Consider the following 23131-nt stretch of genomic DNA (forward strand, 5'->3'; position numbering starts at 1 on the left):
TAGCCGCGTCATGGGCGTTTGTGAAACCTGCTTGCCCCGTCTGACGCCTAGGTGCCGCAAAGTCATTCCGGCCAATGAAAGCCACCGGCAGTCAAACGCTCTGTTGCTCAGCCTGAGACATGTCGATAATCGTCTTCACAGACGCGTCAACATGCCGGGGGACAGGTGTCCGAGCAGCAGATCAAGAAATCAGAGGATATCGCGCAGAAGCTTTCGGCGCGGATCGTTCAGGGGGCACTGCAACCCGGCGAAAAACTGCGGCAGGATCTGATCGCGCGCGAGTTCGGCGTCAGTCAGGTGACCGTGCGCGAGGCTTTGTTGACGCTGGCGTCCAAGGGGCTGGCCATCGCTATGCCGCGCCGGGGCATGTGCGTGGCACCCATGGATCAGAGCGCCATTCAGGAATTGCGCGTCATGCGGCGCGCGCTTGAGCCTGTGGCCCTGCTGCATTCGGTTCCCAACCTCAGCACCGAGCAGATCGCACAGATCGAGCGGGTGCATGAAACCTGCGACAACGCCACGAATGTGCAGGATTGGGAGGACGCCAACCAACGCTTTCACATGGCTGTCATCGCCGCCTGCAACATGCCCCGGATGATGGCCGAAATCGAAAACCTGCAACTGCTATACGCGTGGCATTTCAACAAACTGCACACGGCCAAATGGCGTCAGCGCGCCGATCCGGACCATGCCGCCATTCTGGCCGCCATCAAGGATCGCGATGCGGCCAAGGCCCATGCGGTGATGCAGCGCCACCTGACACGGCTGGCCTAAGGGCGTTTGCGCGCGATAATCCACGTGGGATGATAGGTCAGCGGCACGCCTTCGGTGCCTCCGCACAGACGGGTATAATCGGCGCTGAACGCCAGCAGGCTGGATTTCGTCCACGTCTTTTGTGCCCGCCCATTCACACCCGTCTGGCGCAGATGCTCTAGCACCTTGCGCGGCGTAGGGAAGTGAACCTGCCGTTCATCCTCACCGGCATCGACAATGTCCAGAACGTCTTTCACAGCGGCGGTCAAGGCATCCGGCCCACACAGGCCCGGCGCTTTGGCCGCCGACCCGATCTGAACCAGCTCATGATATTGCTGCGGGCCAAAGCCCGAGATCGCAAGCCACCCCCCGGGTGCCAGCGCATGCGCCGCCCGACGCAAAAAAGCCGCCGGATCAGGCAGCCACTGAATCATCGACGCCGAAGCGATGAGGTGCGGTTGCGACGGCCAGAGGATGCTTTCGGCATCTCCGGGCAGGAAATCGGCCCCATATGTGTCCGCCGTCTGAGAAGCATGGGGCGACAGATCGTTGATCGTCAAAGTGCCGAACCCAAAGCGATCCCGCAACCGCCGTGTCAGATGACCGGTGCCGCAGCCGAACTCTATCGCCGAGATAAAATGGCGCGGCGCGCCGCAATCACGCAAACCCTGCGCCAACTGATCTGCAATCTGCGCCTGTTGTCCCGCCGCATCGTGATAGGTTTGAAAACTGCGGCTGAAACTGCGCTGCACGCGGGTGATCAAGGGGGCGTTCATGCGATCCACTGCCTCCAGCTTTGGCCGCTGGCGAAAGGTACATGCGGGGCCTGCACCTGTTTCACCACGTCCTGCTGCCCCAACCATGCCGCCTGTTGCGCGCGGGTTGGGATGATCCGGTCGCCTTGCGCGATCCAGATCCGGTGGAAATCGATCTTCGGCGCGGCACCCCGTTCGATCACGGCATAAAGCTCAGACTGCGCCGCGCGGATGTCTATCTGCGGTGCAGGGCCAACCAGACCGGCGCGGCGGCAGAACTTGGCGAAACTGGCGGGGCTGAGGTGATCCGCCGTCGCCCGGATCATATCAGGCTCGATACCATGTCGGGCATCGGCGGGGGACAGCGTACCGTTGATCGCAACCAGCCGATGCGGCTGAACACCCGTTTGCACCAGCCAATGCGCAGCTGAGGCTACGCCAAAGGAAAAGGCGATCAGGGTCACGCTTTCATACTGCGCAAGATCGTTAAGCGGGTCATCCAGATGGGTATAGTCGTCCACGAACAAGACATCCGTCGCGCCTGTAAGTCCCTGAAACGGTACAGGCCCCAAAGCCCAGCCGCCAAAGACCACCAGCACCTCGGCGCTTCCTGCGCGGGACAACCACTGATGTTTCATGATGCCCCTTTCGCCAGTGAAACCATGGCCGAGGTCACGCGGCTCAGATCATCGGCTGAGATGATGTAGGGCGGCATGCAATAGATGTTATGGGCAAAGGGGCGCAGCCACACACCGGTTTTCAAGGCCAGCCCATGCGCGACAGAGGGATCGACCCGTTCTTTCATCTCGATCACGCCAATGGCCCCCAGAACGCGCACATCCGCCACGCCGGGCAAGTCGCGCGCTGGGGCGAGTTCGTTTTCCATCTGAGCGGCAATACCCGCAACCTCAGCCCGCCAGTCCCGTTCGGTCAATTGATCCAGACTGGCCACCGCCGCGGCACAGGCCAGCGGGTTGGCCATATAGGTGGGGCCATGCATCATCACGCCCGCCTCACTCTCGCCAATCCGGCGGGCGACGGTTTCCGTCGTGACCGTGGCGGCCAGCGTGATATGCCCGCCGGTCAGCGCCTTGCCCAGACACATGATATCCGGCACGACCCCGGCATGGTGCAGGGCAAACAGCTCTCCGGTGCGGCCAAAGCCGGTGGCGATCTCATCGAAGATGACCAGCACGTCATGGGCCCGGCACATCTCGGCCGCGCGTTGCAGCCATGTGGGGTGGTAGAAATACATGCCGCCCGCCCCCTGAACGACGGGTTCAAGGATCAGGCCCGCGATCTGATCGGCCTTGGTTGCCAGCAGATGTTCCAGCGCGTTCAGGCCGTTCAGGTCGCCATCCTCTGACCACTCCTGCCCAAAGGCGATCTGTGGGCGGGGCAGGAAATGCTGAACGGACAGGGCCCCCGCGAACAATCCGTGCATGCCGTTGACGGGGTCGCAAACGCTCATCGCTTTCCACGTGTCACCGTGATAGCCGCCCCGGATGGTGGCGAACTGGGTCCGGCCCGTCCGGGCTTGCGCCATCTGATACTGCACCGCCATTTTCAGCGCCACTTCGATGGCGACAGAGCCACTGTCGCTGTAAAAGATCCGGTCCATCCCGCCCGGCAGCAGGTCAATCAGCCTGCGCCCCAGCTGGATCGCGGGGGAATGGGTCAGCCCGCCGAACATGACGTGGGGCAACTGCTCCAACTGCGCCTGCATCGCGGCGATGATCGCCGGGTGACGGTGCCCATGCACCGCACACCACCACGAGGACATGGCATCGATCATCTGAGTGCCGTCCTCGGCGGTCAGCCAGACGCCCTCGGCCCCGGTGATCAGATGCATCGGGCCGGGCTGCAACACGTTGGTGTACGGGTGCCACAGGTGGCGGGCGTCGAACTCAAGCGGGGTCACATTGCACCTCGGATCGTGTCGGTGTCGATGGCGGCAAACGCGCCCTTCAGCGCAGCAGGCGTGAGAGGATCAAGGACAGGCAAGCGCCCCAGATGCCGGGTCGCGCCCATCTGTGCGATGGTCTCTTCGACCTCTGGTTCCGCTTCGCCAACAAAGGCCACCCCAACCACGTGACATCCCACATTCCGCAGCGCCATCAGCGACAGGGCGGTGTGGTTGATCGTTCCCAGCGCGGTACGCGCCACCAGAACAACCGGGGCCTTCCACCGTGCAATCACATCAAGAAAAAAGACATGACGGTTCAAAGGCACCATCAGCCCCCCTGCCCCTTCGACCACCAACGGACCGGGCACTTGTGGCAGAGACAGGCGGGCCGGGTCGATCTCAATCCCCATATCCTCGGCCGACAAATGCGGTGAGGCTGGCAGGTTCAGGCGATAGGCTTCGGGCAACACATCGGCACCGGTCAGCGCCCGGACCGTTTCGGTATCTGTCGCCTCTTCCAACCCCGATTGCACGGGCTTCCAGTACTGCGCACCAAGGGCGGCTGTCAGGCCCGCCGCGAACACGGTCTTACCAATGCCGGTATCGGTGCCGGTGACGATGATGGTGCTCATGCGGCCTCACACCGCTGCTGCGCCAGCGCCTCAAACAGCGCGCTGATGTCGCGGTGAGAGACGTTGCCGGTGATCGACACCCGCAGCCGGGACGTGCCGCGTGGCACGGTGGGCGGACGGATGCCCCTTACATCAAACCCCCGCGCTTGCAGGGTCGCGGCCATTTGCATCGTTTCGGCGTCATCCCCCAGAATGATGGGGATGATCTGGCTGTGCAGGAGCTTTTGCGGAACACCCGCCCTGAGCGCGGCGGCATGGGCATATGCCATGCGATCCTGCGCGGCACGGGGCAAAACATCGTCTTGCAGATGCCCTAAAACCGCGCGCACAAGGGCGGCATTGAAGGGCGCAGGCGCGGTTGCAAAGATGAAAGGCCGTGCGCGGTTTATCAGCGTTTCGATCATCACGCGCGCACCGCAGATCAACCCACCCGAAACGCCAAGCCCCTTGCCGCAGGTGTGCAATGTCAGAACCTCGGCCCCCAGACCATGGGCCAGACCTTTGCCGCCGGGTCCGAAAACGCCGGTGGCATGGGCTTCATCCACAACCAGAACAGCGTCGAACGCAATGGCCAGATCGGACAGGGCCCTTAGCGGCGCCAGATCCCCCTCCATCGAGTAAACGCTTTCGACCGCGATCCAGATCTGCCCGGTGCCGCCGGCGGCGCGCCACTCGGTCAGCGCGCGGCGGGCATCTGCCACATCATTATGGGCAAAGGCACGCGTATCGGCACGGCCCATGCGCATCCCTTCATGTGCGCTGGCATGGATCAGATCGTCATAGACGACCAGATCGCCCGCCGCTGGCAGCGTCGAGAAAATCGCCTGATTGGCCTGAAACCCGCCCCCCATGAACAGCGCAGCCTCGGCCCCGAAGAACGCGGCGGCCTCGGCCTCAAGCGCCTCATGCTCGGGGTGATTGCCCCGCAACAGGCGCGACCCGCCCGAACCCAGCGGCACACCCCGGTCCAGAGCGTCTTGCGCCGCCCGTTTCAGCAGGGGCGATTGCGCGAGGCCGAGGTAATCGTTCGACGCAAAATCCAACCCCTGCGGCGGGGTCAGAACCCGGCGGCGATGGCGGACCTCCAACGTGTCAAGCACCGAGCGCAATCGGGTCAGCGCCCTCATTCGGCGGCTTCCACACCGCTTTGACCGGCGACCGTTTCGGCCTGCAGGCCCAGCTTGGCAAACAGGATCGCATCGGTGTCTTCCTCGGGGTTTTCCGCAGTCAGCAGGGTTTCCCCAACAAAGATCGAATTCGCACCGGCCATGAAACACAGCGCCTGATGCTCATCGCTCATGTCGCTGCGCCCGGCAGACAGGCGCACATAAGAAGAGGGCATCATGATGCGGGCTGTGGCGATGACGCGCACAAAATCAATCGGGTCAATCGGCTTGGCATCGGCCAGCGGCGTGTCTTCCTGCGGCATCAGCATGTTGATCGGCACCGATTCCGGCGCGGGGCCCATGTTTGCCAGAGTCACCAGCATATCCATGCGGTCCTGAACCTCTTCGCCCATGCCAAGAATGCCACCCGAGCAAACCTTGATCCCGGCCTCTTGCACACGGGTGAGCGTATCGATCCGGTCGGCAAAGGTACGGGTGGTGATCACCTCGGGGTAATAGCGTTCCGAGGTGTCGATATTGTGGTTGTAATAGTCCAACCCCGCATCGCGCAGGCGAAAGACCTGGTTTTCGTCCAGCATGCCCAGCGTCATGCAGGTCTCCATCCCCATGGCACGGACCCCCTGCACCATCGCGACCAGCGCATCCATGTCCCGCTCCTTGGGCTCACGCCAGGCGGCACCCATGCAGAACCGGGTGGCCCCGCCGTCGCGGGCTTTGCGGGCCTGGGACAGAACACGCTCAACCTCGATCAGCTTCGATGCCGACAGCTTGGAGCCGTTGCGCGCCGATTGCGAGCAATAGGAACAATCCTCGGCGCAGCCTCCTGTCTTGATCGACAACAGCTTGGAGGTCTGGATTTTGTTGGGATCAAAATTCTCACGATGCACAGTCTGCGCGCGAAACAGCAGGTCCATCAGCGGCAGGTCATAAACGGCCTGAGCCGCTTGTCGGGTCCATGTCGAAGAAGCTTGATCCATTATATCGATATTCTTTCAGTTGATGTAATCTGTGGTTCTTTATTATCGATAATTTACAAATTTTCAACTGCGACCAATTTGTACGGCGCGTTTTCACCTCAGAATGGAACAACGCCACTGCAGACAAACAGGCAGGTTTGCCCAAAGGTTATGACCATAAACACTTGAAAACCCGAAGGATGCGCGCAATCTGACCCGATGCGCTTGGTTTCGCCGAACCGATCTATTCGGCAGGCGTCTGAGACACTTTGGACTGCTTTGCCCGGCGATCCGCGCGTTTTGCCGATCTTGAGCCTCCGACTTTGCGGATTCGTCGCCGGATAACAGCCGCCATATCGCGGAAGGGACGGACATAGATGTCCAACAGGTTCGAGGCATGCGCCTCGGACGGTTGCAACCCGAAGGTCAGGGCCTTGTCCCGCTCGGACAGGTGCAATGATCCGAACAGCCAATCCCAGACGGCAAATGCCACGCCAAAGTTTTTGTCGTGATGTTCCCGCGCGATGGAATGATGCACCTGATGCTGCGCCGGAGAGATAAGGATATGTTCCAACCAGCGCCAATACCGGATCGAGATATGCGAATGCCGCAGGTTCGAGCCGGTGACATGAAAGACAAACGACATCACATTGACGCCCAGCACCGTATACAGATCGACCGCGTTTCCGAAAAAGAACAGAAACACAGCCATCACCGTCCCCTGCGCCACGGCCCCGCGCATTCCGTACAAAACCCCCTCCAACGGATGGGTGCGGTACACCGTGATCGGCGTCATGGTTTCGGCGGAATGGTGGGCTTTGTGAATGGCCCATAGCAGCGGCCAACGGTGCATCCAGCGATGCAGCAGGTATTTGGTGAAATCGTCGACGATAAAGATCGTCACGGTAAACAGCGCAACAATCACACCCTGAGGCGTGCCCGCAAAAACGCCCCTTTGCAGGAAACTCATGTCATGCATCGCGTAGTACAAAGCCGTCGCAATCGCCAGCTGCGACAGCAGCAACGGAGAGACAAATATCGTAAAGACGCGATTGATCAGGAATATCTTGTAATCAGCCTTGGCCGATGGCGAGAGTATGACTTTGCGGTTAAACACCTCGCTCAGCGCAGAACGGATGGATGACCTGCGAACAAACACCAGCCACAGCAGGGCAATCAGGATTGTGAGAAACAGATACCCCACGAAGATCCGCTTCTTGGGGTTTGAAAAGTCAGCAAAGACCGCGCCTATTTGATCGAGAAATTCCACAGGGCCTGTTTTCCGCTGAATACCCGGCGGCCCACTGACCGCCGGGAAGGGATCAGATGATCCTTAGTCGTTTTCAGCCGAGGCGTTGGTGCCCAGCTTTTCGGCCAGCGCCGCCAAATCAGCCGTTGCGTCATTGGCGCGGCTCTCGATGCCGAATTTGTCGATCAGCAGCTTTTGCACCTTGAGCATGTTGACCTGATAGTCATCCAGCGACATCTCGCGATCCCGCACAAAGGTGCCGTCTGCATCGATGTCAGACACCATTTTGCCATCGGGCATCGCCGGGCCGAAGCCGATCAGCCAGTTCAGATCAATCGCAGTGGCACCCAGGTTGTTCTTGCCCGACTGCAGCGCCATCGAGAAGCCCTTGAGCTCACCCCAGTGCTTGGCGTAATTGCGCAGTGCCTTTTCGGTGTCTTCGCCGGACTTGATCTTGTCGATGTCCGCGTAAACCGACCCGGCATATTTGAACGTGGCCTCGGCCAGCGTCTTTTCCCAGTTGGTTTCGATGATATCGGCGTAGTTCTTCAGCTGCGCACGCTGCTCATCGGTCAGCGCCTCGCCATTGGCCGACGCGATCAGTGCGCGACCGTCGCGGAACGCGTTGAAGATGGTGGTCATGTACTGGGTGTTTTTGTTGCCACCCCGGTCAGCACCTGCTGCGTAATAGGCCGGACCAAAGACAAATTCGGTCTTCAGGTCGATCACACCGTCGCCATTGGCATCTGCGGCAGCCAGATCTTTCTGCTTGGACACCGCATAGTTCTGATCCGGTGACAGGCTGACCGAATGCGCAGCGGCACCGAAATAGCCGAACGCTTCATCCCAGCTGTGTTCTTTGCCGGTGTAATGGGCACCCTCGGAATAAGGCTTGTCGTTGGGCTTGTTGTCCGCTTCCAGTTTCTCGTCGAGATAGTTGTCGACCGCCTGATTATATGCCATCGCGCCCAGCGTGTATTTCGAGATCAGCTGACCCCAATCCATCCCGTTCACCGGGTCGTAGCCCTGGTTCGAGGCAGCCGCCAAACTGATCATCTGCAGCGCGACATCGACACCCGACTGGTTGCCCGGCCAAGCCGTCATGGCGCCATTGTAGAACTTGCCCGAGATGTTCTTGCCTTTGGAAATCTCGTTCAAGGTCGCTTGCTTGATAGGGAACCCGTCTTTCGAAACCGGCGCGATGATCTCAAGGTCTGCGTCCGAGCCGTTGAAATAGGCCAGCATCAGCGCCTCGACCTCAGCCGCGTTGTTGCCACCATCGCCCTTACCGGCAAGCTTTTTCAGGCTGTCATGCAGCACATGTCGCGCAATCTGCCCGGAGTAGGAAACCGAGTTGGTTTTATCGCCTTCATATCCCTTCACGGTCACCGGAAACGGGCCGTAAGCCTGATCCGCAATTGCTGCGCTGCTGAACAGCGTGACGGCGACAAGCGCCGAAGTGAGTTTGAGCGCGGGCTTTACCATTAGAGTGTCCTCTCCGTTTTAACTGATAATTTTTATCAGGAATCTTGTTTCGCCCGTCATAGCAGATATCAACCAAGCGGTGTCAAGCCCTCAAAGAATTCTGCCTGCAAGCAAAATTCTGTATCAAATCCTCAGGCTTTGCAGGGAAATCCGGCGTGCTGCCAATTGAGGCCCACGTTCACAAATACGTTATCTCAGCCCCTCAAACGCTGGCACCGGCCACCTGAGGCAGCAGAAAAACACCCGTCTCAGGGGTGCGGTTTACAGCGATGCGACAGCCATAAGCGGTGCTGAGCAGATCGTCGCGCAGCGTCTCATGCGGGCGGCCAACATTCAGAACGTTTCCGCCAGACAAAAGGACCACGCGATCCGCGCTCATGGCAGTCAGATTGAGGTCGTGCATCACCATTACGACGCCGCCCCCGTGGGCCGCAAAGTCCCGGGCGATCCGCATCACCTGCAACTGATGCCCGATATCCAGACTTGAAACCGGCTCGTCCAGAAACAGCCAGCGCGCACCGTCAGGACCTGTCGGCTGCCACACTTGCACCAGGACGCGCGCAAGCTGCACACGCTGTTGTTCCCCTCCGGACAGTTCCTGATAAAACCGACCCTCAAACCCACCAAGCCCCACTTGGGACAGCGCCTGAAGGGCAATCCGGTCATCGCCATCCATGCGTACCCGCCCCATGCGAACCACCTCAAGCACGGTGAAAGGAAAGCTCATCGGTGTGGATTGCGGCAACACGGCGCGAAGTTCGGATAGGGTGACGGGGCTGGCTTTCGCGATATCCAGACCATTCAGCGTAACTGCACCGTCAAATGGCAGGTCCCCTGTCAGGGCGGCCAACAACGTGGACTTACCCGCGCCCGAGGGGCCAACTATGGTGGTCACTTGCCCGGGATTGGCCGAGAAAGACACCGCGTTCAGGATCAACCGGCGCCCCAGACGCAGGTTCAGGTCGGACACAATCAGCATTGTCTACAGGTCCGCAATTCCGCGTTGCCTCAGCAATATCCAAAGAAAAAACGGCGCACCAATCACGGCAGTGACGATCCCGATAGGTAACTCCGAGGGCGAGATGATCGTGCGGCTGATCAGGTCCGCCAAAACCAAAAGGGCCGCGCCCAACAGGGCCGAGTTGAGCAGCAGGTATTTGTGATCCGGTCCCGACGCCAGCCGCAACAGATGCGGCACGACAATGCCCACAAATCCGATCCCGCCACTGACAGCCACGGCCGCGCCCGTGGCGGCAGCAACGATCAGAATTGCGCTGGTTTTCAGCCGCTGCACCCGGATACCGATGTGTCCGGCGGCGGCTTCACCCAAGGCCAGCCCGTTCAACCCCAGCGCCAACAGCGGAGACAGCAAAAGCGGGACCACGATCAGGGGAATGGCGATCCAGACCTTGCTCCAACTGCTGCCCGCCAGCGAGCCCATCGACCAGAAGGTGAAATCGCGCAGCTGCGTGTCGTCGGCCATGTAGACAAGGACGCCCGTGAACGCCATGGCCAGCGCCGTCAGTGCAATCCCCGCCAGCAGCATGGTCGCGACCGAGGTCCTGCCCCGGCGCGTTGCAACGCGATACAACAATACAGTGGTGGTCCAAGCCCCCAAAAACGCCGCAATCGGCACAAGCCACGTGGCGAACCCCGAGGCCAGCGTCAGCATGCCGCCCAACACAATCGCGCAAACTGCCCCGAGGCTGGCGCCCGCGCTGACCCCGACAATCCCGGGATCTGCCAGCGGGTTACGAAACAACCCCTGCAGCAGTGCCCCAGACACGGCCAGCGCCGCACCTACAAGGCAGCCCATGATCACCCGCGGCGCGCGGATATCAATCAGAACCACCCGGTCGCGCAATGCCAGGTCCTGCCCCTGCGCCACGTCCAGCAGCGCCTGCCACAGCGATGTGCCCGCCGCGCCTGTGGCCAATCCGCTGACCACCGCGCTACCCAGAACCAACAGCAATACCCAACTTATCCGGCGCGCCGTGGCGCTTCGATCCCCTTCGATGGGCATGGCGGCGGTGGTGCACTCAACCATTTACGTCGCGCAAACCAGCCGAGAGATCGGTGATCGCTTGCCCTGTCCGCACCGAAAAGCCCAAGAGCAGCATTCCGTCCATCCGCAGAAGACGGGCGTTCTGTCCGGCGGGTGTGGCGGCGATTGCCGGATGCTGCAAAACCTCGTCATCGGTTATCTGCGCGGGGCGCCCCCCCTCCATCAGCAGGATCACATCCGGCGCGGCGGTAATGATCGCTTCATCGCTAAGCGGTTTGTAGCCTTCAAACCCCTCGATCGCGTTTCTGGCCCCTGCCAGTTCGATGATGCCCTGAGCCGCCGTATCCGAACCCGCCGCCAAAATACGCCCATTCTGCAAGGTCAGGATGAACAGGACACGCCGATCCGTCAGATCGTCCTGCGCGGTCGCCGCGTCAATGGTCGCGCCAACCTGTTCGGCCAACGCTTGCCCCTTGTCGGGGACACCAAGCGCCTCAGCCACCGCGGCGATTTTGGCCATCACGGCGGCGCGGTCATGGCCCATGGGAATACTCACCAGCGGGATGTGGCTTTCAGACAGAACCTCAAGCGTTTCCGGCGGGCCAGCACCCTCTTCGGCCAAAATCAGGTCGGGATTGACCGACAGCAAACCCTCGGCGGACAGACGGCGGACATAGCCGACATTGGGCAGTTCAGCCACCTGCGGCGGGTGGTTCGAGGTGCTGTCGCGGGCCACCAGCCGGTGCTCCTGCCCCAACGCATAGATGATTTCCGTGATCGACCCACCGGCAGAAACGATCCGTTGGGCGGGCTCGGCCATCGCACTGACAGCCGAAAGCAGCACCGCAAACGCGGCCAGTTTCAAGGGCAAACGGGTCACGCTGGCACCTCCTGCGGCAAGTCTGCAAGCGAATGAACAAGGTCATTCCACTGTGCGGCAGCTTCGGGTTCGGCCAACACACCGAAAATCTGCAGGATCAGTGCGCCTTGCGCATCAAACGCCTCGACCGAGATCGCATCGCCCCGTTTTGTGGCCTTGGTCGCCTGCCAAACCTCGGCGATATGATCGGCGCGCAGGTGCAGGTTAAAGCCCGGATCCAGAACGTTGAGCCATGGACCCATCTGCTTGATCTCTTTCACCGGTCCGGTGTGAATTTCAATACAGCCCATATTGCCGACAAACACCATGATCGGCAGGCCGATTTCAGCGGCCCGATGCAGGACCGTATCCACAGCCGAGACCGCCAGCGGGCGCACATAGGGTGCCCCAGCCATACGATAAGCCCCAAGACGGTTGAGCTTGAGCTTGCGCACCATCTGCAGGAACTGATGCGTGTCGGTGATGTCATCCCAGCCCGCAAGCAGACGATCCGTTTTCGCCACATCAACCTTGGCGGGCTCAACCGCGGCACGGGGTTCCACCATCAGGGTGTCTGACTGGTCAGGCAAAGCCAGCGCCTGAACCAAGCCATCCCACCGGCCTGCATCAGAGGCATCGCGCATAAAAATCTTGTGGACCGCGTCACCCGCCGCATCAAAGACCTGCAGGGACTGCCTCTCTGATCCATCCTCTAGGGTTTTGGTCACCGCGAACCCGTGCACCCAGTGGCGCGGGAACATGCGCAGGTCGATCTCGTGATTGGCGACCAATGACGCATGAGGGCCACCCCGGTAATCATCATAGACCCCAACTTTTTCGATCACGCAGCTTTCGTTGCGGGTCAGCGCCATGACCTCGCCCAAACCGCACACCAAAGGGATCAGTTGATCCATATCCGGGTTGATCCGAACCACGCCATGCCCAACATGGGCTGCTACCAGCTGCGCCTCGGACACGCCCAATTGGTCGGCCAGATCGCGGTCGCGCTTTTTGGGCTGCTCTGACCGGGCAGTACGGATTTCAGACGGGCTGGGTTGGGTCATGGTCGTCTCCTGAACGGACTCAAAGCGCAATTGGCTGGGACCGAGACGACCGGGCTGTGCACTGCTTATGCTGTTGTCGGACCCTGTCATAAGCAGTCAAGGCTGTGGCATCAAGGGCACGGAGCTATTTTCTGACAAAATTACTATGGTATTTTGTGAATAACACCGTTAGAGCCCCGGCCATTCGGACCTAGGCGCAGGCATCCCTGCGGGCCGGTCCACAAGAAACACCCAGCATTCCGCAAGGTAGCATACGAATTTCGCCTGTTTCAGGCGGGTGCATCACTCACTGCACCGTGGAACCTTCTGGGGGTTAAAAATGAAATCAGCACTCAAGCTGTCTACTGCAACTCTGGCGCTGACCAGCGCCGTTTTTGCGACCACGCCACTTTGGGCGCAGGAAAATGACAACCCGATCCAACTGGACGACATCATCGTCACGGGCACCGGCATTCCGACCGAAGTGTTCAAAAGTCCGGGCTCAGTCACTGTTGTTGACCAGGGTGAGATTCGTGAGATCCCGCCCACATCTGTCGCCAACCTGTTGTCGGATGTACCAGGCGTTCAGGTCTCGGAAAACGATCTGGACCGTATCCGTATTCGCGGCGAATCCTCACAGCGGGTGGCCATCATGCTGGACGGGCAGCGCCTGTCGGATCACAACCGCTATGGCACGCCGCTGTTGGTATCGCCCACAGACATTGAACGAATTGAAATCGTGCGCGGCCCGTCATCCGTTGTGTCGGGCAACCGGGCAATTGGCGGTGTGGTCAACATCATCACCAAGCGTGGCGCGGACAAGCCCGTCGAAGTCTCGGGCACGGCCGGTTACATTGGGGCCAATGACGGCTATCGCGCGGCGGCCAGCATCGCAGGTTCGCTGAACAATTTCGACTATCGCCTGTCCTATTCCAAACTGGACCTGAATGACCGCAAGACCCCGGACGGCGATCTGGAACCATCCAGCAGCGAAGAAGACGGCGTTTTCGGCTTTGTCGGCTATCGCTTTGGTCAAAGCTATGTAGGCTTCCGCGCGCAGGACTTTGATGCCTCGACCGAGGTATTCACCGGCAGTCCCAGCGCCGTGATCGATCTGCCCAAGCGCGACCTGCGCAAGTATAGCGCCTTTTACGAGGGCGAGGACCTGACCCCTTGGATGTCGATGCTGAAGGTCAGCGCCTACACCCAGACCGTGGATCGCGTGTTCGACAGCACCTTTGGAACCGGACCGGGCGGCCCCACCGTGAATGCCACCTCAGATGACGAGCAGACAACCAAGGGCATCGTCGCCACCGCGAATTTCGAATTCGCGCCCGGCCACCGCTCGGTTATCGGGCTGGAATATGATGACGACCGACTGGAGACCACAAAAGGGTCGCTTATCAGCTTTGCAGGCCCTTTCCCGCCCCCGATCACCTCAACCCGTTTCTACGACGCCACGATCAAAACAGCGAGCATCTATGGCCAGCACGAAGCCACTTTTGGTGACTTCGTAGCCACAGTCGGCGCGCGCTACTACAATGTGGAAAGCGATCTGGAAAACAGCACGGTCGATGGCGTGGCGCAACCGGGTCAAAGCAACAGCGACGACCGCTGGCTGGGCTCAGCCGGGTTGGTTTATAACCTGTCTGACACCTCTATTCTGCGGGCCAATATCTCGCAGGGTTATACGTTCCCGTCCCTGTCGGAACTGTTCCTGTCCACCTCGGCCGGCGGTCAGGTTATCAACGGCAACCCGGATCTGAGCCCTGAGACGGCCACGAACTATGAAATCGGTGCGCGGGTGGATCGGGGCAATCTGGTTCTGGATGCCGCCGTGTTCTACACCGAGGCCAAGAACTACATTACCACGGTCGCCGACCCCAACGCGCCCGGGCAGCTGATTTACGACAACGTCGAAAGCGCCGACAGCTGGGGCTTTGAGATCGCAGCCGAGGTTGATCCGGGCTGGGGTGGTCTGCGCCCCTATGCGATCCTGTCGAATGTCACGCGTGAGTTCACCTATTCCAACGGGTTCAGCACCAAAGACAGCGGCACACCGGATTGGACAGGTACAGTTGGGGTTCGGTCCGACTGGCAAACCGCCAGCCTGTCCGGCACCTGGGATGTGTTCCTGCGCGGCGAAAGCTCGGCCCAGTTGCGCGATGAGGACGGCAATATTGTAAACACCGGCGCTCCCGTCGGGGCCAACCCGACCGCAGGCTGGACCACGCTGAACTTCCGCGGCAGTCTGGACCTGACCGAGAACGCCTTGCTGACGCTTGAGCTGAACAACATCCTCGACAAATCCTACCGCGCCAATGATCAGATCCCGGCAGCGGGACGGAACATCAACCTGTTCGTGACGGCCACGTTCTGATCCCGAAAAACCACGAAGGCCGCAGTGCATGCTGCGGCCTTCCTGCGTTGACAAAACACATTCGAATATCTACCCCATCCAGTACAGTCTATGAACTCGCCCCAGCCAGACCCGCGTCGCAGAAATACAGCGCAACCGGTCAAGCAATCCCAAAATTTCGACCCGCCTGAACGGTTAACGGCCACCCCCGCACATGCGTGTGCAAGCTGCGGTGCACCGGACACCCCCCGCGCGGGCTCTGGCAAAGAAGACGCGTTATGATGTTTGACTCAGACACTCCGACCCGCTTTCTGCGGCCCGCGTTCCGCCGCACCACGGGCGTCTGGCGCTTGATCCTGGCGGCGGCGCTGATCGTGTTGCCCTTGCCGCTGGTGGCCCAGGACGTACCCACCATTGCCGACAGCAGCCCCATATTGGCCGCGCCACCGCAACCTGAGATCGACCTTGCCCTACCCCAACCTGACGCGGACAGCGTGGCCCCGTTGCCTTGGGACCCTGCGCTCCACCATGGTCCGATCCAACCGGACATAACCGCAGACCCCGCACCACAATCGCAGGACCTGCTTGGGACCGCGCAGGATGCATCTGCAAAGGCGGCAGAGTTTCTACAGAATGGCGGGCCGTCAATCTGGGTCATCGCCGCGCTATCCGTGATCACGGTGGCTCTGATCCTGTGGAAAACCTGGCGTCTGGCCCTGATGGGCGCCTGGTCGCGCGGCAAAGCAGGGCAAGCCGTCAGCCTGTTTGAGAGCGGTGACATCGCAAGCGCCCTGACAACGGTGCAAGGCCGCCGGGGTGTCCGGTCCAAAGTCGTGCTGCACGCAATTGAAGCGATCAAAGCACTGCCGGACGCACATGCCCGCGAAGAAGTATCCCGCATTGCAAAACGCGAGCTCGCCAATGCCGGGGTCGGATTGCGAGCGCTGGAGCTTATTGCGACCATCGCGCCGCTCTTGGGCCTTTTGGGCACCGTACTGGGCATGATTGCCGCGTTTCAGGCCCTGCAACAATCCGGCAACCGCGCCGATCCGGCCCTGCTGGCCGGCGGCATATGGGAGGCGCTGCTGACCACCGCCGCAGGTATGGCGGTTGCCATCCCGGCCTCAGCCGCGCTGACATGGTTTGAGGCTGTGATCGACCGTATGCGCCGTGACGTCGAAGACAGCGCCGTCCGGCTGTTTGTCACACCCCAATCCGACAAGCTGAAGCTGGCGGCAGAATAATCTGATGCAATTTGCTCCGCCAGCCAAACCCAGACGCAAACCCAGCCTCACGCCGATGATTGACGTGGTGTTCTTGCTGCTGGTGTTCTTCATGCTGGCATCGCGGTTTGGGGCCGATGCGGTGTTGCCGCTGCCGCTGGCCTCGGCAGGGGGTGAATACACCGGCCCACCGCGTCTGGTCGATATTCTGCCCGACGGCGCACTTTTGAACGGTGCCGCAACATCTGATCTCGTCGGCGATCTGGTGCCTCTGATGCAAAGCCCCAGCGACATGGTGATCCTGCGTGGCAAGGATGGTGCGACGCTTCAGCGGGTCGTGACCGTGACCGAGACTCTGCGCGCGGCGGGGATCACCTCGGTCGTGCTGTTGGAGTAACCTCATGGACTTCACCGACCCGCCGCGAAAATCCAAACCCGAATCCATCGTGCCGATGATCAACGTCGTCTTTCTGTTGTTGATCTTTTTCCTGATGACCTCAAACCTGGCCAAACCCGAGCCGTTCGAGGTGACACCACCCCAAACCCGCTCGGAACTGGAACCTGAGGGGGAGCGGATACTCTATGTCCATCAAACCGGCAGAACCTCATTCGAAGGGCTGGAGGGCGAGGCTGCGCTGGCCGCATTGCAAGCCAACAGCGAGACCGACAGCCTGATCCAAATCCGCGCCGATGCAGAGCTTGAGGCCAAAATCCTGGCCGGGTTGTTAAGCGATCTGGCGCAGGCCGGGTTGCATCGGGTGGATCTTGTGGTGGCGCATAAATGAAACGCTGGGTTGAAGGGGTTGTCTTTGTCGCGGTGGCGGTGCTGTTGCATCTGGTGGTCTTTGCCAGCCCACCCAGATCGGGTCAGTCCGCAGGCGGCAGCGGTGGCGAGACTATGATCTCGATCGAGGCCGCCGCGCAGACAGTTGCGAAAATGGTGGACGCCTGGGAAGCCCCACCCAAGACGCAGCCCAAGACCACCTTGTCAAACCCTCAGGCACCTGCCACGTCCGAGCTTGTGATACCGGAGATGGAGCTATCGCAAGCGCCGCGCGCCCAGATGGCCGTCGCACTTGCCCAGCCGCAAAAGGATGACAATGTTGAGGTGGACACGACGACGCCGCCCACCCCCCGGCCCAAACCAAAAAAACAAACGCAGAAACCTGCAAAACCTCAGCCAAGGAAAGAAGCTGAGCAACAAGGGCGCAAAGCTGAACACACAAGCGCGGGCCGCAAGAAAGAGGTCGCCGCCGGAACAGGTGGCGGGTCGCAGGCCGGAGCGGGTTCTGCCGCTGTTGCGACGGGAAATTTGGGCAAGCAAGCCAAGCTGGAGGCTATTTGGGGCGCAAAAATTCGAGCACGGATTGAACGGTACAAGCGCTATCCCCGCGGTGCGGATGCCACCGGCGTTGTGCGCGTCGGCCTGACCGTTTCCCGCGATGGGCGTTTGTTGTCGCACAGGCTGTCGAAGTCTTCGGGCAACCCGCTGCTGGACAAGGCGGCCCTGGCAACGGTTGCGCGCGCCAAGAAGGTTCCCAAAGCGCCCAAGGGACTGCCCGGCGACCGTTTCAGTTTCACATTGAATATACGGCTGGAACCCCGCTGAGCGCGCGTTACCCGACAACGCGCAGCTTCGCCCTCGTTCGCGAAGAAGCAATCGGCACAGTGCCTGCGGGAAAACGGTTGGCAAAGGTCAGGCCAGACCGGATCACATCGGGATCAAGACGTCCACCGGTCAGCGCATCCACCGCATCGCGCGCTTCGGGCGTGTTGTCGCGTCGCATGAAATGAAGCGCGTAGAGCATGGCGGCTTCGTCCTCGGTGACATAGTCGCGGCTGTGCTCACAAAACGGATCGATGTGATCAAACCCATCTTCGCGGCACTGTGTCACGAATTTCAGAAACCGCGCCAGCAGATGTGCCGCAGGCAAGCCAAGCGTATCCCCCCAACGCTCGGCCGCGATTGAGTAGGCATGGTGCCAAGCTTGCGTTTCCGGGCATCGCAGCGCGTCCAGATGATGGCGCGCGACGACCAGCAGGCCGATCTCGAACCGGTCGAACGGATATGCGTCGATCGTCTGCATGCCCTCGGACGGTGCCGTGTTGAAAACTGCTGTCATGCCAGGCCCCTCTTCGGTTCACGCGTCGCTGGGGTCAGCGTGACCGCATTCTCGGGCAAATTGTCCGGCACCTCTTGCGAGGCCGGGGCCGTTGCATGCGCGGGATAGCGCAAATCTGCTTCAATCGCGGCGCGTAAGGCGGGCTTTAGACGGCATCCGTGTTGGCGGGTCATATCATCTGTCGCCAATAACGTGCTCAGCATTTGTTTCATGGTCAAACCCCTGTGTCATGCGGCTTTGCGGAAGGCGGCCGGGCGTGATTCCACAGGATCTGACTGAGCCGGGGCTTATATGACTGCTTTAGTCAGGTATTGCAAGCGCCGTGCTGGCCGGAACATGTCAGACGATCTGAGAGGGGCCAAACAGCACATGGGCCGTTACAGCGGTAAAGAACAGCGCGCTGCCGGTCAGGACAAATACGTGCCAGATGGTGTTGTGAAAGGGCAGATGGTCCAACAGGTAGAACGCGACCCCGGCCGTATAGATCAAACCACCTGCAGCGATCAGCCAGACGATCATCGACGAAAGCCCAGACAGCATGGTTGGGCCGGCCCAGACAACGGCCCAACCCATCATCAGGTACAGGGCCAATCCAAACCATTTGAACCGCGCCGGATCGATCAGTTTCAGGACCGAACCCAGCGTCGCCGACGACCACAAACCGATCAACAACCCCGGTGCCTGCCCGCCCGACAACAACAGAAAGGGCGTATAAGTCCCGGCAATCTTCACATAGATACCGGAATGATCCAGACGGCGCAGCAGGCTGCTCCATCTTTCGCTTTCGATCATGTTGTAGAGGGCCGAAAAGGTCAGCATCATCACCAACGTGGCCCCATAGATTGAAACGCCCAGCAGGGCCTCGGGCTCAGCCCGGTTCAGGGCGGTAATGGTAATCAAAACCGGCACCGCAATCATTGCCGACGCAACACCCAACACATGCACGACACCGTCACTGAAACGCTCGGCCCGGCTGTAGGCAGGTCGGATATCTGCAAAAGACCACATAGGTTTAACTTAGGAACCAACGGGTTCTGAGGCAAGCTGAGCCAACCCGCCGCTGATCAAAGTTCCGTGCCCGACCGCTGCAAGTGATAATGCCTAGGTCGGGTCGTCGTCCGATTTGGGATCCTTGTACCTGTTGAGGTCAAGCACCCCGGCCTGAAGCGGGTCTTGTGCCAGAAAACGATCATGCAGTTGATCGCTGATGCGCCAGAATTCGGGGCTGGTCCGGCGCAGGCCGAATTCTGCGACCACCGCCATGTAGTCGTTTTGCGACCGGATAGATTTCAGCGCAGCAACAAAGCGGCCCATCTGATCCTGCGGTACAAAAAAGAAGAAATTCGGATAGCTACCAACCATCCCCGGCAGGATCGTCAGGACATCCGATGCAGGATCGCGGCGTCCGGTCTCGTCGAACAGAAAGGCCACGTTGGTATGCGCCCGGTCATTGGTCAGTGTATATATGGCAGGATCGGCCTGGTCCTGATCGACCACAAGAACCGAGAGGTCCGGCAGGAACTTCACCCAATCACCGGTTTGATTGACCAACTCCCGCAGAACCTCGCCCGGTTGACCCGCCGCGCAAGCCCCGTCTGTGCAGCGGTTGAGCGGGTCCGAGACGGGCCACAGCCCATCGCCACGCCTGAGCAAGTTCAACAGAAATTCCTGTTTCGGATCGTCCGTCTCAAACGCGATACCCGTCGGGAACCGGTCATCGACGCGGCGTCTGTGCCAATAGGTGTGCAATTCGGCCAATGCGCCCTGATACCAACCTTTATGCAGGTCAGGGCGGAGGTCACGAGGCATGAACGCCAAAAAGGTGTCCTCACTCTCCATCCGCAGCTCATCCATGTAAATCCGTGTGGCCAGCTGGTGTTCCAGCCGGCCGAAAACGTCAAAACCTGCGACAAGGTCATAGTAGATCCGCTCAAATATTGGATAGTCTATAACCCATGCGGTTTCGGGAAGTGCACCGTGAAACCCGGTCATGGCCGAAGCATTGTCGAAATGCCGAAACACCGTGATCAGGGCGTTCGGGTTTATGCCATCCCCGTCCCAGATCGCGTCGTACCCAAACCCGGTCTGATACACCGGGGCGGCTTTGTACCGGTTCGTGCGGAACTCAAGATACTGCGCCTGGTTTTTGTGAGACAAGCCATGCAAGGCGCTCAGCGTCGATGCATCCGCACCCGATACCGGCAATTCCAGAAACGCGGCCCCCTCGCGCAGGTAGCCGGGGTCGGTGACCGACAGGTCAAATTCGGGATCAAGGAAACTGACCCAGAACCTGTCCTCGATCACGTCAACGGCGGTTTCCCCGTGACATACCGGACCACGGATAAAGCTGCGGACAAAGAACAGCGCATCGTCCAGCAGGAACCGATAGCGGCTTTCGGCGGGCATCGCCGCAAAGGTAGTGAACGGGTTGCCGCCCTCGGCCTCGCCATAGTTGGGTAAAGTGTCCAGTGTCCAGTCGGGATTCAGAAACAGCTCTCGATACCGCGCCATACGGTTTGGGCCCAGCGTGTAGACCAGGTGCTCTTTGTGAACGATCGTCTCAGTGAATGGCTGCAAACGGTAATAGAACGGCACAGCCCCCGGATCGTCAAAGGGCCGCCGCGTGGCGATTATGTCGATGTCTTCGCCCGGAGGGGTGGTTGAACGCACCACCTGAAAGAACCGCCGGGGATCGTCACCTTCAAAATGCAGGCGGGCCAGAAACAAATGCTCATATAGGTAGCGACTCATCAACTGACTGCGCAGGTCGTCGGTGTTCAGGAAAGCTTCCCATTCTTTGAGCTGAGCGGTGATATCTTCGGGTATTTCCGAAACGCCATTAGGCAACGTCGCTCCACTGCGCGCCCAGGCCATCAGCGCGTCGTATTCCGCGTCAGCAAGGGGGGCGGTGGCAAAAGGCATCCCCGCCCAGGTATGCCCCTCTCGGAACGCATAGAATTCATCCGTGTCCGGACAAACCAGAGGGCGATCCAGGGCCAAGTCCACCTCGTCAGGTAAGGGCGCGTCTGCAGGCAGAGGGTTCTGCCGTGACCATTCAAGCATCCATTCCAACAGGCTGGGCGCATCCCCTTGTGTCGGATCGCGCTTGACCGCATGAAAGCCCATCGCCCGCCATTCCGGTTCCGTCTGCGCATCAATTCCCAAACGGGTAAGCGGTGCCTCGGACAACCGGTCAGAGTGATAGACCGGCTGTTTGCTGGCCCCTCGTATCAAGCCGTCAGGCGAGGTCAGCTTGAGCTGACAGGGCGCGTCATAACAGCTGTGACAAACCACACAGCGCCGGTCAATGATGGTCTTTACATCGGCTGCGTGACCCTCTTGGGCACGGGCGGTCGCCACAAAACCCGCTGTGAGCGGCATCAAGATCAAAGCCATCAGCATGTGTCGAAAAATTGGCATCCCGGCTCCCCGCCCGACCCCTGACGTGGGCCTTCTTCCTCTGGCTGCTCATATGATTGCAGCGCAAAGGGGGATTAAGCAAGCGGTGCAGCCATCGGATCAGAGGTCAGCCAACGTGATACCCCGGTGTAGAATGTGATATGGCGGTTTCCTCCTCGGTCATCTCAACCGCGATGTCGCCGAACAAAGGTGTGCTCAGATAGCGCTCGCCTGTGTCGGGTAACATGCACAGAACCGACGCGCCGGGCCCGGCCTGTTCGGCTATCCCGACAGCAACGGCAAAGCTGGCGCCGCCCGAGATTCCCGTGAGAATACCTTCGTCCCGGGCCAGCCGCTGCGCCCATTCCACACCTGCGTGGCCCGAGACTGGAACGAGCTGATCGAAATAACTGTCATCGATGGCTTCCTGCAGCACCGCGGGGATAAAATCAGGGGTCCACCCCTGTATCAGATGCGGTTCAAAAGCCGGATGGCTGGCCAGCGGGTCGCGGTCAGACCCACGTTCGGTTGCAATACCGCTGCCCACCAATTGGGCGTTTTCGGGTTCAGACAGGATGATTCTGGTTGCGGGACGTTCAGCCCTAAGAACGCGCGAGACACCTGTGACGGTGCCGCCGGTGCCATAACCTGTAACGAAGTAATCCAGCTTTTTGCCTTCGAAGTCGCTTAGGATTTCCCGCGCGGTTGTGGCGGCGTGGATTTCGGCATTGGCCGGAGTTTCGAACTGGCGCGCAAGAAACCAGCCATGTTCCTTGGCCAGTTCAACCGCTTTGCGATACATGCCAAAACCTTTTTCGGCCTTAGGAGTCAGCACAACCTTTGCGCCCAGCATGCGCATCAGCTGGCGGCGCTCGGTCGAAAAGCTTTCAGCCATTGTCACCACAAGAGGATAACCCTTTTGGGCGCATACCATAGCCAGCCCGATGCCGGTATTGCCGCTGGTTGCCTCGACAACCGTTTGTCCCGGCGTCAAAGCCCCGCTGCGTTCGGCGGCTTCGATGATGTTGACCGCAAGACGATCCTTGACCGAACCGGCCGGGTTGAAAGCTTCGAATTTGACGAACAGGTCTACATCCCTGGGGCCCAGGTTGTTGATCCGAATGGTGGGGGTATTCCCAATCGTGTCCAGGACCGAGTCATAGACACGGCCATTGCCCGCAGTGGTTCTGAGTTCCGGCTTAGTCATTGGGTATCCTCGCAAATGCACAAATGGTGTACGACTATTCTACCCTGCGC

23 protein-coding genes are annotated in these 23131 nt (G+C 60.2%); 6 read left to right on the forward strand and 17 right to left on the reverse strand.

From position 1 onward, the window contains the following. Window positions 1–165 precede the first annotated feature (165 nt). A complete protein-coding gene (locus ACR0J5_RS19330; protein WP_480656309.1) occupies window positions 166–774 on the forward strand; it encodes a GntR family transcriptional regulator in 609 nt (202 codons plus the stop codon). Here ACR0J5_RS19330 and ACR0J5_RS19335 read toward each other — a convergent pair. The 12 genes from ACR0J5_RS19335 to ACR0J5_RS19390 form a co-directional block, all read right to left on the reverse strand. Continuing rightward, window positions 771–1529, reverse strand: a complete 759-nt coding sequence (locus tag ACR0J5_RS19335) for a methyltransferase domain-containing protein (protein ID WP_480656311.1) — start codon at window positions 1527–1529, stop codon at window positions 771–773. The two genes, ACR0J5_RS19330 and ACR0J5_RS19335, sit on opposite strands and share 4 nt — an antisense overlap. Further along, window positions 1526–2146, reverse strand: coding sequence for a pimeloyl-ACP methyl esterase BioG family protein (locus ACR0J5_RS19340; RefSeq protein WP_480656313.1), 621 nt, complete (start codon window positions 2144–2146; stop codon window positions 1526–1528). The genes ACR0J5_RS19335 and ACR0J5_RS19340 overlap by 4 nt, the downstream gene beginning before the upstream one ends. Beyond that, the gene (gene bioA, locus ACR0J5_RS19345) at window positions 2143–3429 is read right to left on the reverse strand and encodes an adenosylmethionine--8-amino-7-oxononanoate transaminase (protein WP_480656315.1); all 1287 of its coding nucleotides are present in this window, start codon (window positions 3427–3429) and stop codon (window positions 2143–2145) included. The genes ACR0J5_RS19340 and bioA overlap by 4 nt, the downstream gene beginning before the upstream one ends. Continuing rightward, the gene (gene bioD, locus ACR0J5_RS19350) at window positions 3426–4046 is read right to left on the reverse strand and encodes a dethiobiotin synthase (protein WP_480656317.1); all 621 of its coding nucleotides are present in this window, start codon (window positions 4044–4046) and stop codon (window positions 3426–3428) included. The genes bioA and bioD overlap by 4 nt, the downstream gene beginning before the upstream one ends. Beyond that, window positions 4043–5173, reverse strand: coding sequence for an 8-amino-7-oxononanoate synthase (locus ACR0J5_RS19355; RefSeq protein WP_480656319.1), 1131 nt, complete (start codon window positions 5171–5173; stop codon window positions 4043–4045). Before ACR0J5_RS19355 ends, bioD begins: the two co-directional genes overlap by 4 nt. Then, window positions 5170–6150 carry a biotin synthase BioB gene (gene bioB, locus ACR0J5_RS19360; RefSeq protein ID WP_480656320.1) on the reverse strand — a complete coding sequence of 327 codons (981 nt, stop codon included), beginning with the start codon at window positions 6148–6150 and terminating at the stop codon, window positions 5170–5172. The genes ACR0J5_RS19355 and bioB overlap by 4 nt, the downstream gene beginning before the upstream one ends. A 223-nt stretch (window positions 6151–6373) precedes the next feature. Next, window positions 6374–7333, reverse strand: a complete 960-nt coding sequence (locus ACR0J5_RS19365) for a sterol desaturase family protein (protein WP_480656322.1) — start codon at window positions 7331–7333, stop codon at window positions 6374–6376. A gap of 129 nt (window positions 7334–7462) precedes the next feature. Further along, window positions 7463–8863: a DUF4856 domain-containing protein gene (locus ACR0J5_RS19370; RefSeq protein WP_480656324.1), complete on the reverse strand. Its 1401-nt coding sequence runs from the start codon at window positions 8861–8863 to the stop codon at window positions 7463–7465. Between the two features lie 202 nt (window positions 8864–9065). After that, complete coding sequence (locus ACR0J5_RS19375) at window positions 9066–9842, reverse strand: heme ABC transporter ATP-binding protein (RefSeq protein ID WP_480656326.1); 777 nt, start codon at window positions 9840–9842, stop codon at window positions 9066–9068. 3 nt (window positions 9843–9845) lie between these two features. Continuing rightward, complete coding sequence (locus ACR0J5_RS19380) at window positions 9846–10910, reverse strand: FecCD family ABC transporter permease (protein ID WP_480656328.1); 1065 nt, start codon at window positions 10908–10910, stop codon at window positions 9846–9848. Then, window positions 10903–11748: a heme/hemin ABC transporter substrate-binding protein gene (locus tag ACR0J5_RS19385; RefSeq protein WP_480656330.1), complete on the reverse strand. Its 846-nt coding sequence runs from the start codon at window positions 11746–11748 to the stop codon at window positions 10903–10905. The genes ACR0J5_RS19380 and ACR0J5_RS19385 overlap by 8 nt, the downstream gene beginning before the upstream one ends. Continuing rightward, window positions 11745–12791 (reverse strand): hemin-degrading factor, encoded by a 1047-nt coding sequence (locus ACR0J5_RS19390; protein ID WP_480656331.1) that lies wholly within the window; start codon window positions 12789–12791, stop codon window positions 11745–11747. The genes ACR0J5_RS19385 and ACR0J5_RS19390 overlap by 4 nt, the downstream gene beginning before the upstream one ends. A gap of 319 nt (window positions 12792–13110) precedes the next feature. On the opposite strand from ACR0J5_RS19390, the gene ACR0J5_RS19395 reads away from it, so the two are divergent. From ACR0J5_RS19395 to ACR0J5_RS19415, 5 genes are all read left to right on the forward strand, one after another. Next, window positions 13111–15150 (forward strand): TonB-dependent receptor, encoded by a 2040-nt coding sequence (locus ACR0J5_RS19395; RefSeq protein WP_480656333.1) that lies wholly within the window; start codon window positions 13111–13113, stop codon window positions 15148–15150. Window positions 15151–15407: 257 nt separating this feature from the next. Further along, window positions 15408–16373: a MotA/TolQ/ExbB proton channel family protein gene (locus ACR0J5_RS19400; RefSeq protein WP_480656335.1), complete on the forward strand. Its 966-nt coding sequence runs from the start codon at window positions 15408–15410 to the stop codon at window positions 16371–16373. A 4-nt stretch (window positions 16374–16377) separates the two neighbouring features. Next, on the forward strand, window positions 16378–16749 hold the full coding sequence (locus tag ACR0J5_RS19405) for an ExbD/TolR family protein (protein ID WP_480656337.1): 372 nt from the start codon (window positions 16378–16380) through the stop codon (window positions 16747–16749). 4 nt (window positions 16750–16753) lie between these two features. Next, window positions 16754–17137, forward strand: a complete 384-nt coding sequence (locus ACR0J5_RS19410; RefSeq protein WP_480656338.1) for an ExbD/TolR family protein — start codon at window positions 16754–16756, stop codon at window positions 17135–17137. Further along, window positions 17134–17961 (forward strand): TonB family protein, encoded by an 828-nt coding sequence (locus ACR0J5_RS19415; protein ID WP_480656340.1) that lies wholly within the window; start codon window positions 17134–17136, stop codon window positions 17959–17961. The genes ACR0J5_RS19410 and ACR0J5_RS19415 overlap by 4 nt, the downstream gene beginning before the upstream one ends. Before the next feature lie 7 nt (window positions 17962–17968). Here the strand turns inward: ACR0J5_RS19415 and ACR0J5_RS19420 are convergent, their stop codons facing one another. The 5 genes from ACR0J5_RS19420 to ACR0J5_RS19440 all read right to left on the reverse strand — a co-directional run bounded on the left by ACR0J5_RS19420 (window position 17969) and on the right by ACR0J5_RS19440 (window position 23081). Then, the gene (locus tag ACR0J5_RS19420) at window positions 17969–18475 is read right to left on the reverse strand and encodes a hypothetical protein (protein ID WP_480656342.1); all 507 of its coding nucleotides are present in this window, start codon (window positions 18473–18475) and stop codon (window positions 17969–17971) included. Next, on the reverse strand, window positions 18472–18687 hold the full coding sequence (locus ACR0J5_RS19425; RefSeq protein WP_480656343.1) for a hypothetical protein: 216 nt from the start codon (window positions 18685–18687) through the stop codon (window positions 18472–18474). The genes ACR0J5_RS19420 and ACR0J5_RS19425 overlap by 4 nt, the downstream gene beginning before the upstream one ends. Before the next feature lie 127 nt (window positions 18688–18814). Next, window positions 18815–19483: a PAQR family membrane homeostasis protein TrhA gene (gene trhA / locus ACR0J5_RS19430; protein WP_480656345.1), complete on the reverse strand. Its 669-nt coding sequence runs from the start codon at window positions 19481–19483 to the stop codon at window positions 18815–18817. A 93-nt stretch (window positions 19484–19576) separates the two neighbouring features. Continuing rightward, window positions 19577–21871: a fatty acid cis/trans isomerase gene (locus tag ACR0J5_RS19435; protein ID WP_480656347.1), complete on the reverse strand. Its 2295-nt coding sequence runs from the start codon at window positions 21869–21871 to the stop codon at window positions 19577–19579. A gap of 130 nt (window positions 21872–22001) precedes the next feature. Continuing rightward, window positions 22002–23081, reverse strand: a complete 1080-nt coding sequence (locus tag ACR0J5_RS19440) for a PLP-dependent cysteine synthase family protein (protein WP_480656348.1) — start codon at window positions 23079–23081, stop codon at window positions 22002–22004. Window positions 23082–23131: the final 50 nt, after the last annotated feature.

The sequence above is a fragment of the Ruegeria sp. BE1 genome (genome assembly GCF_056538885.1).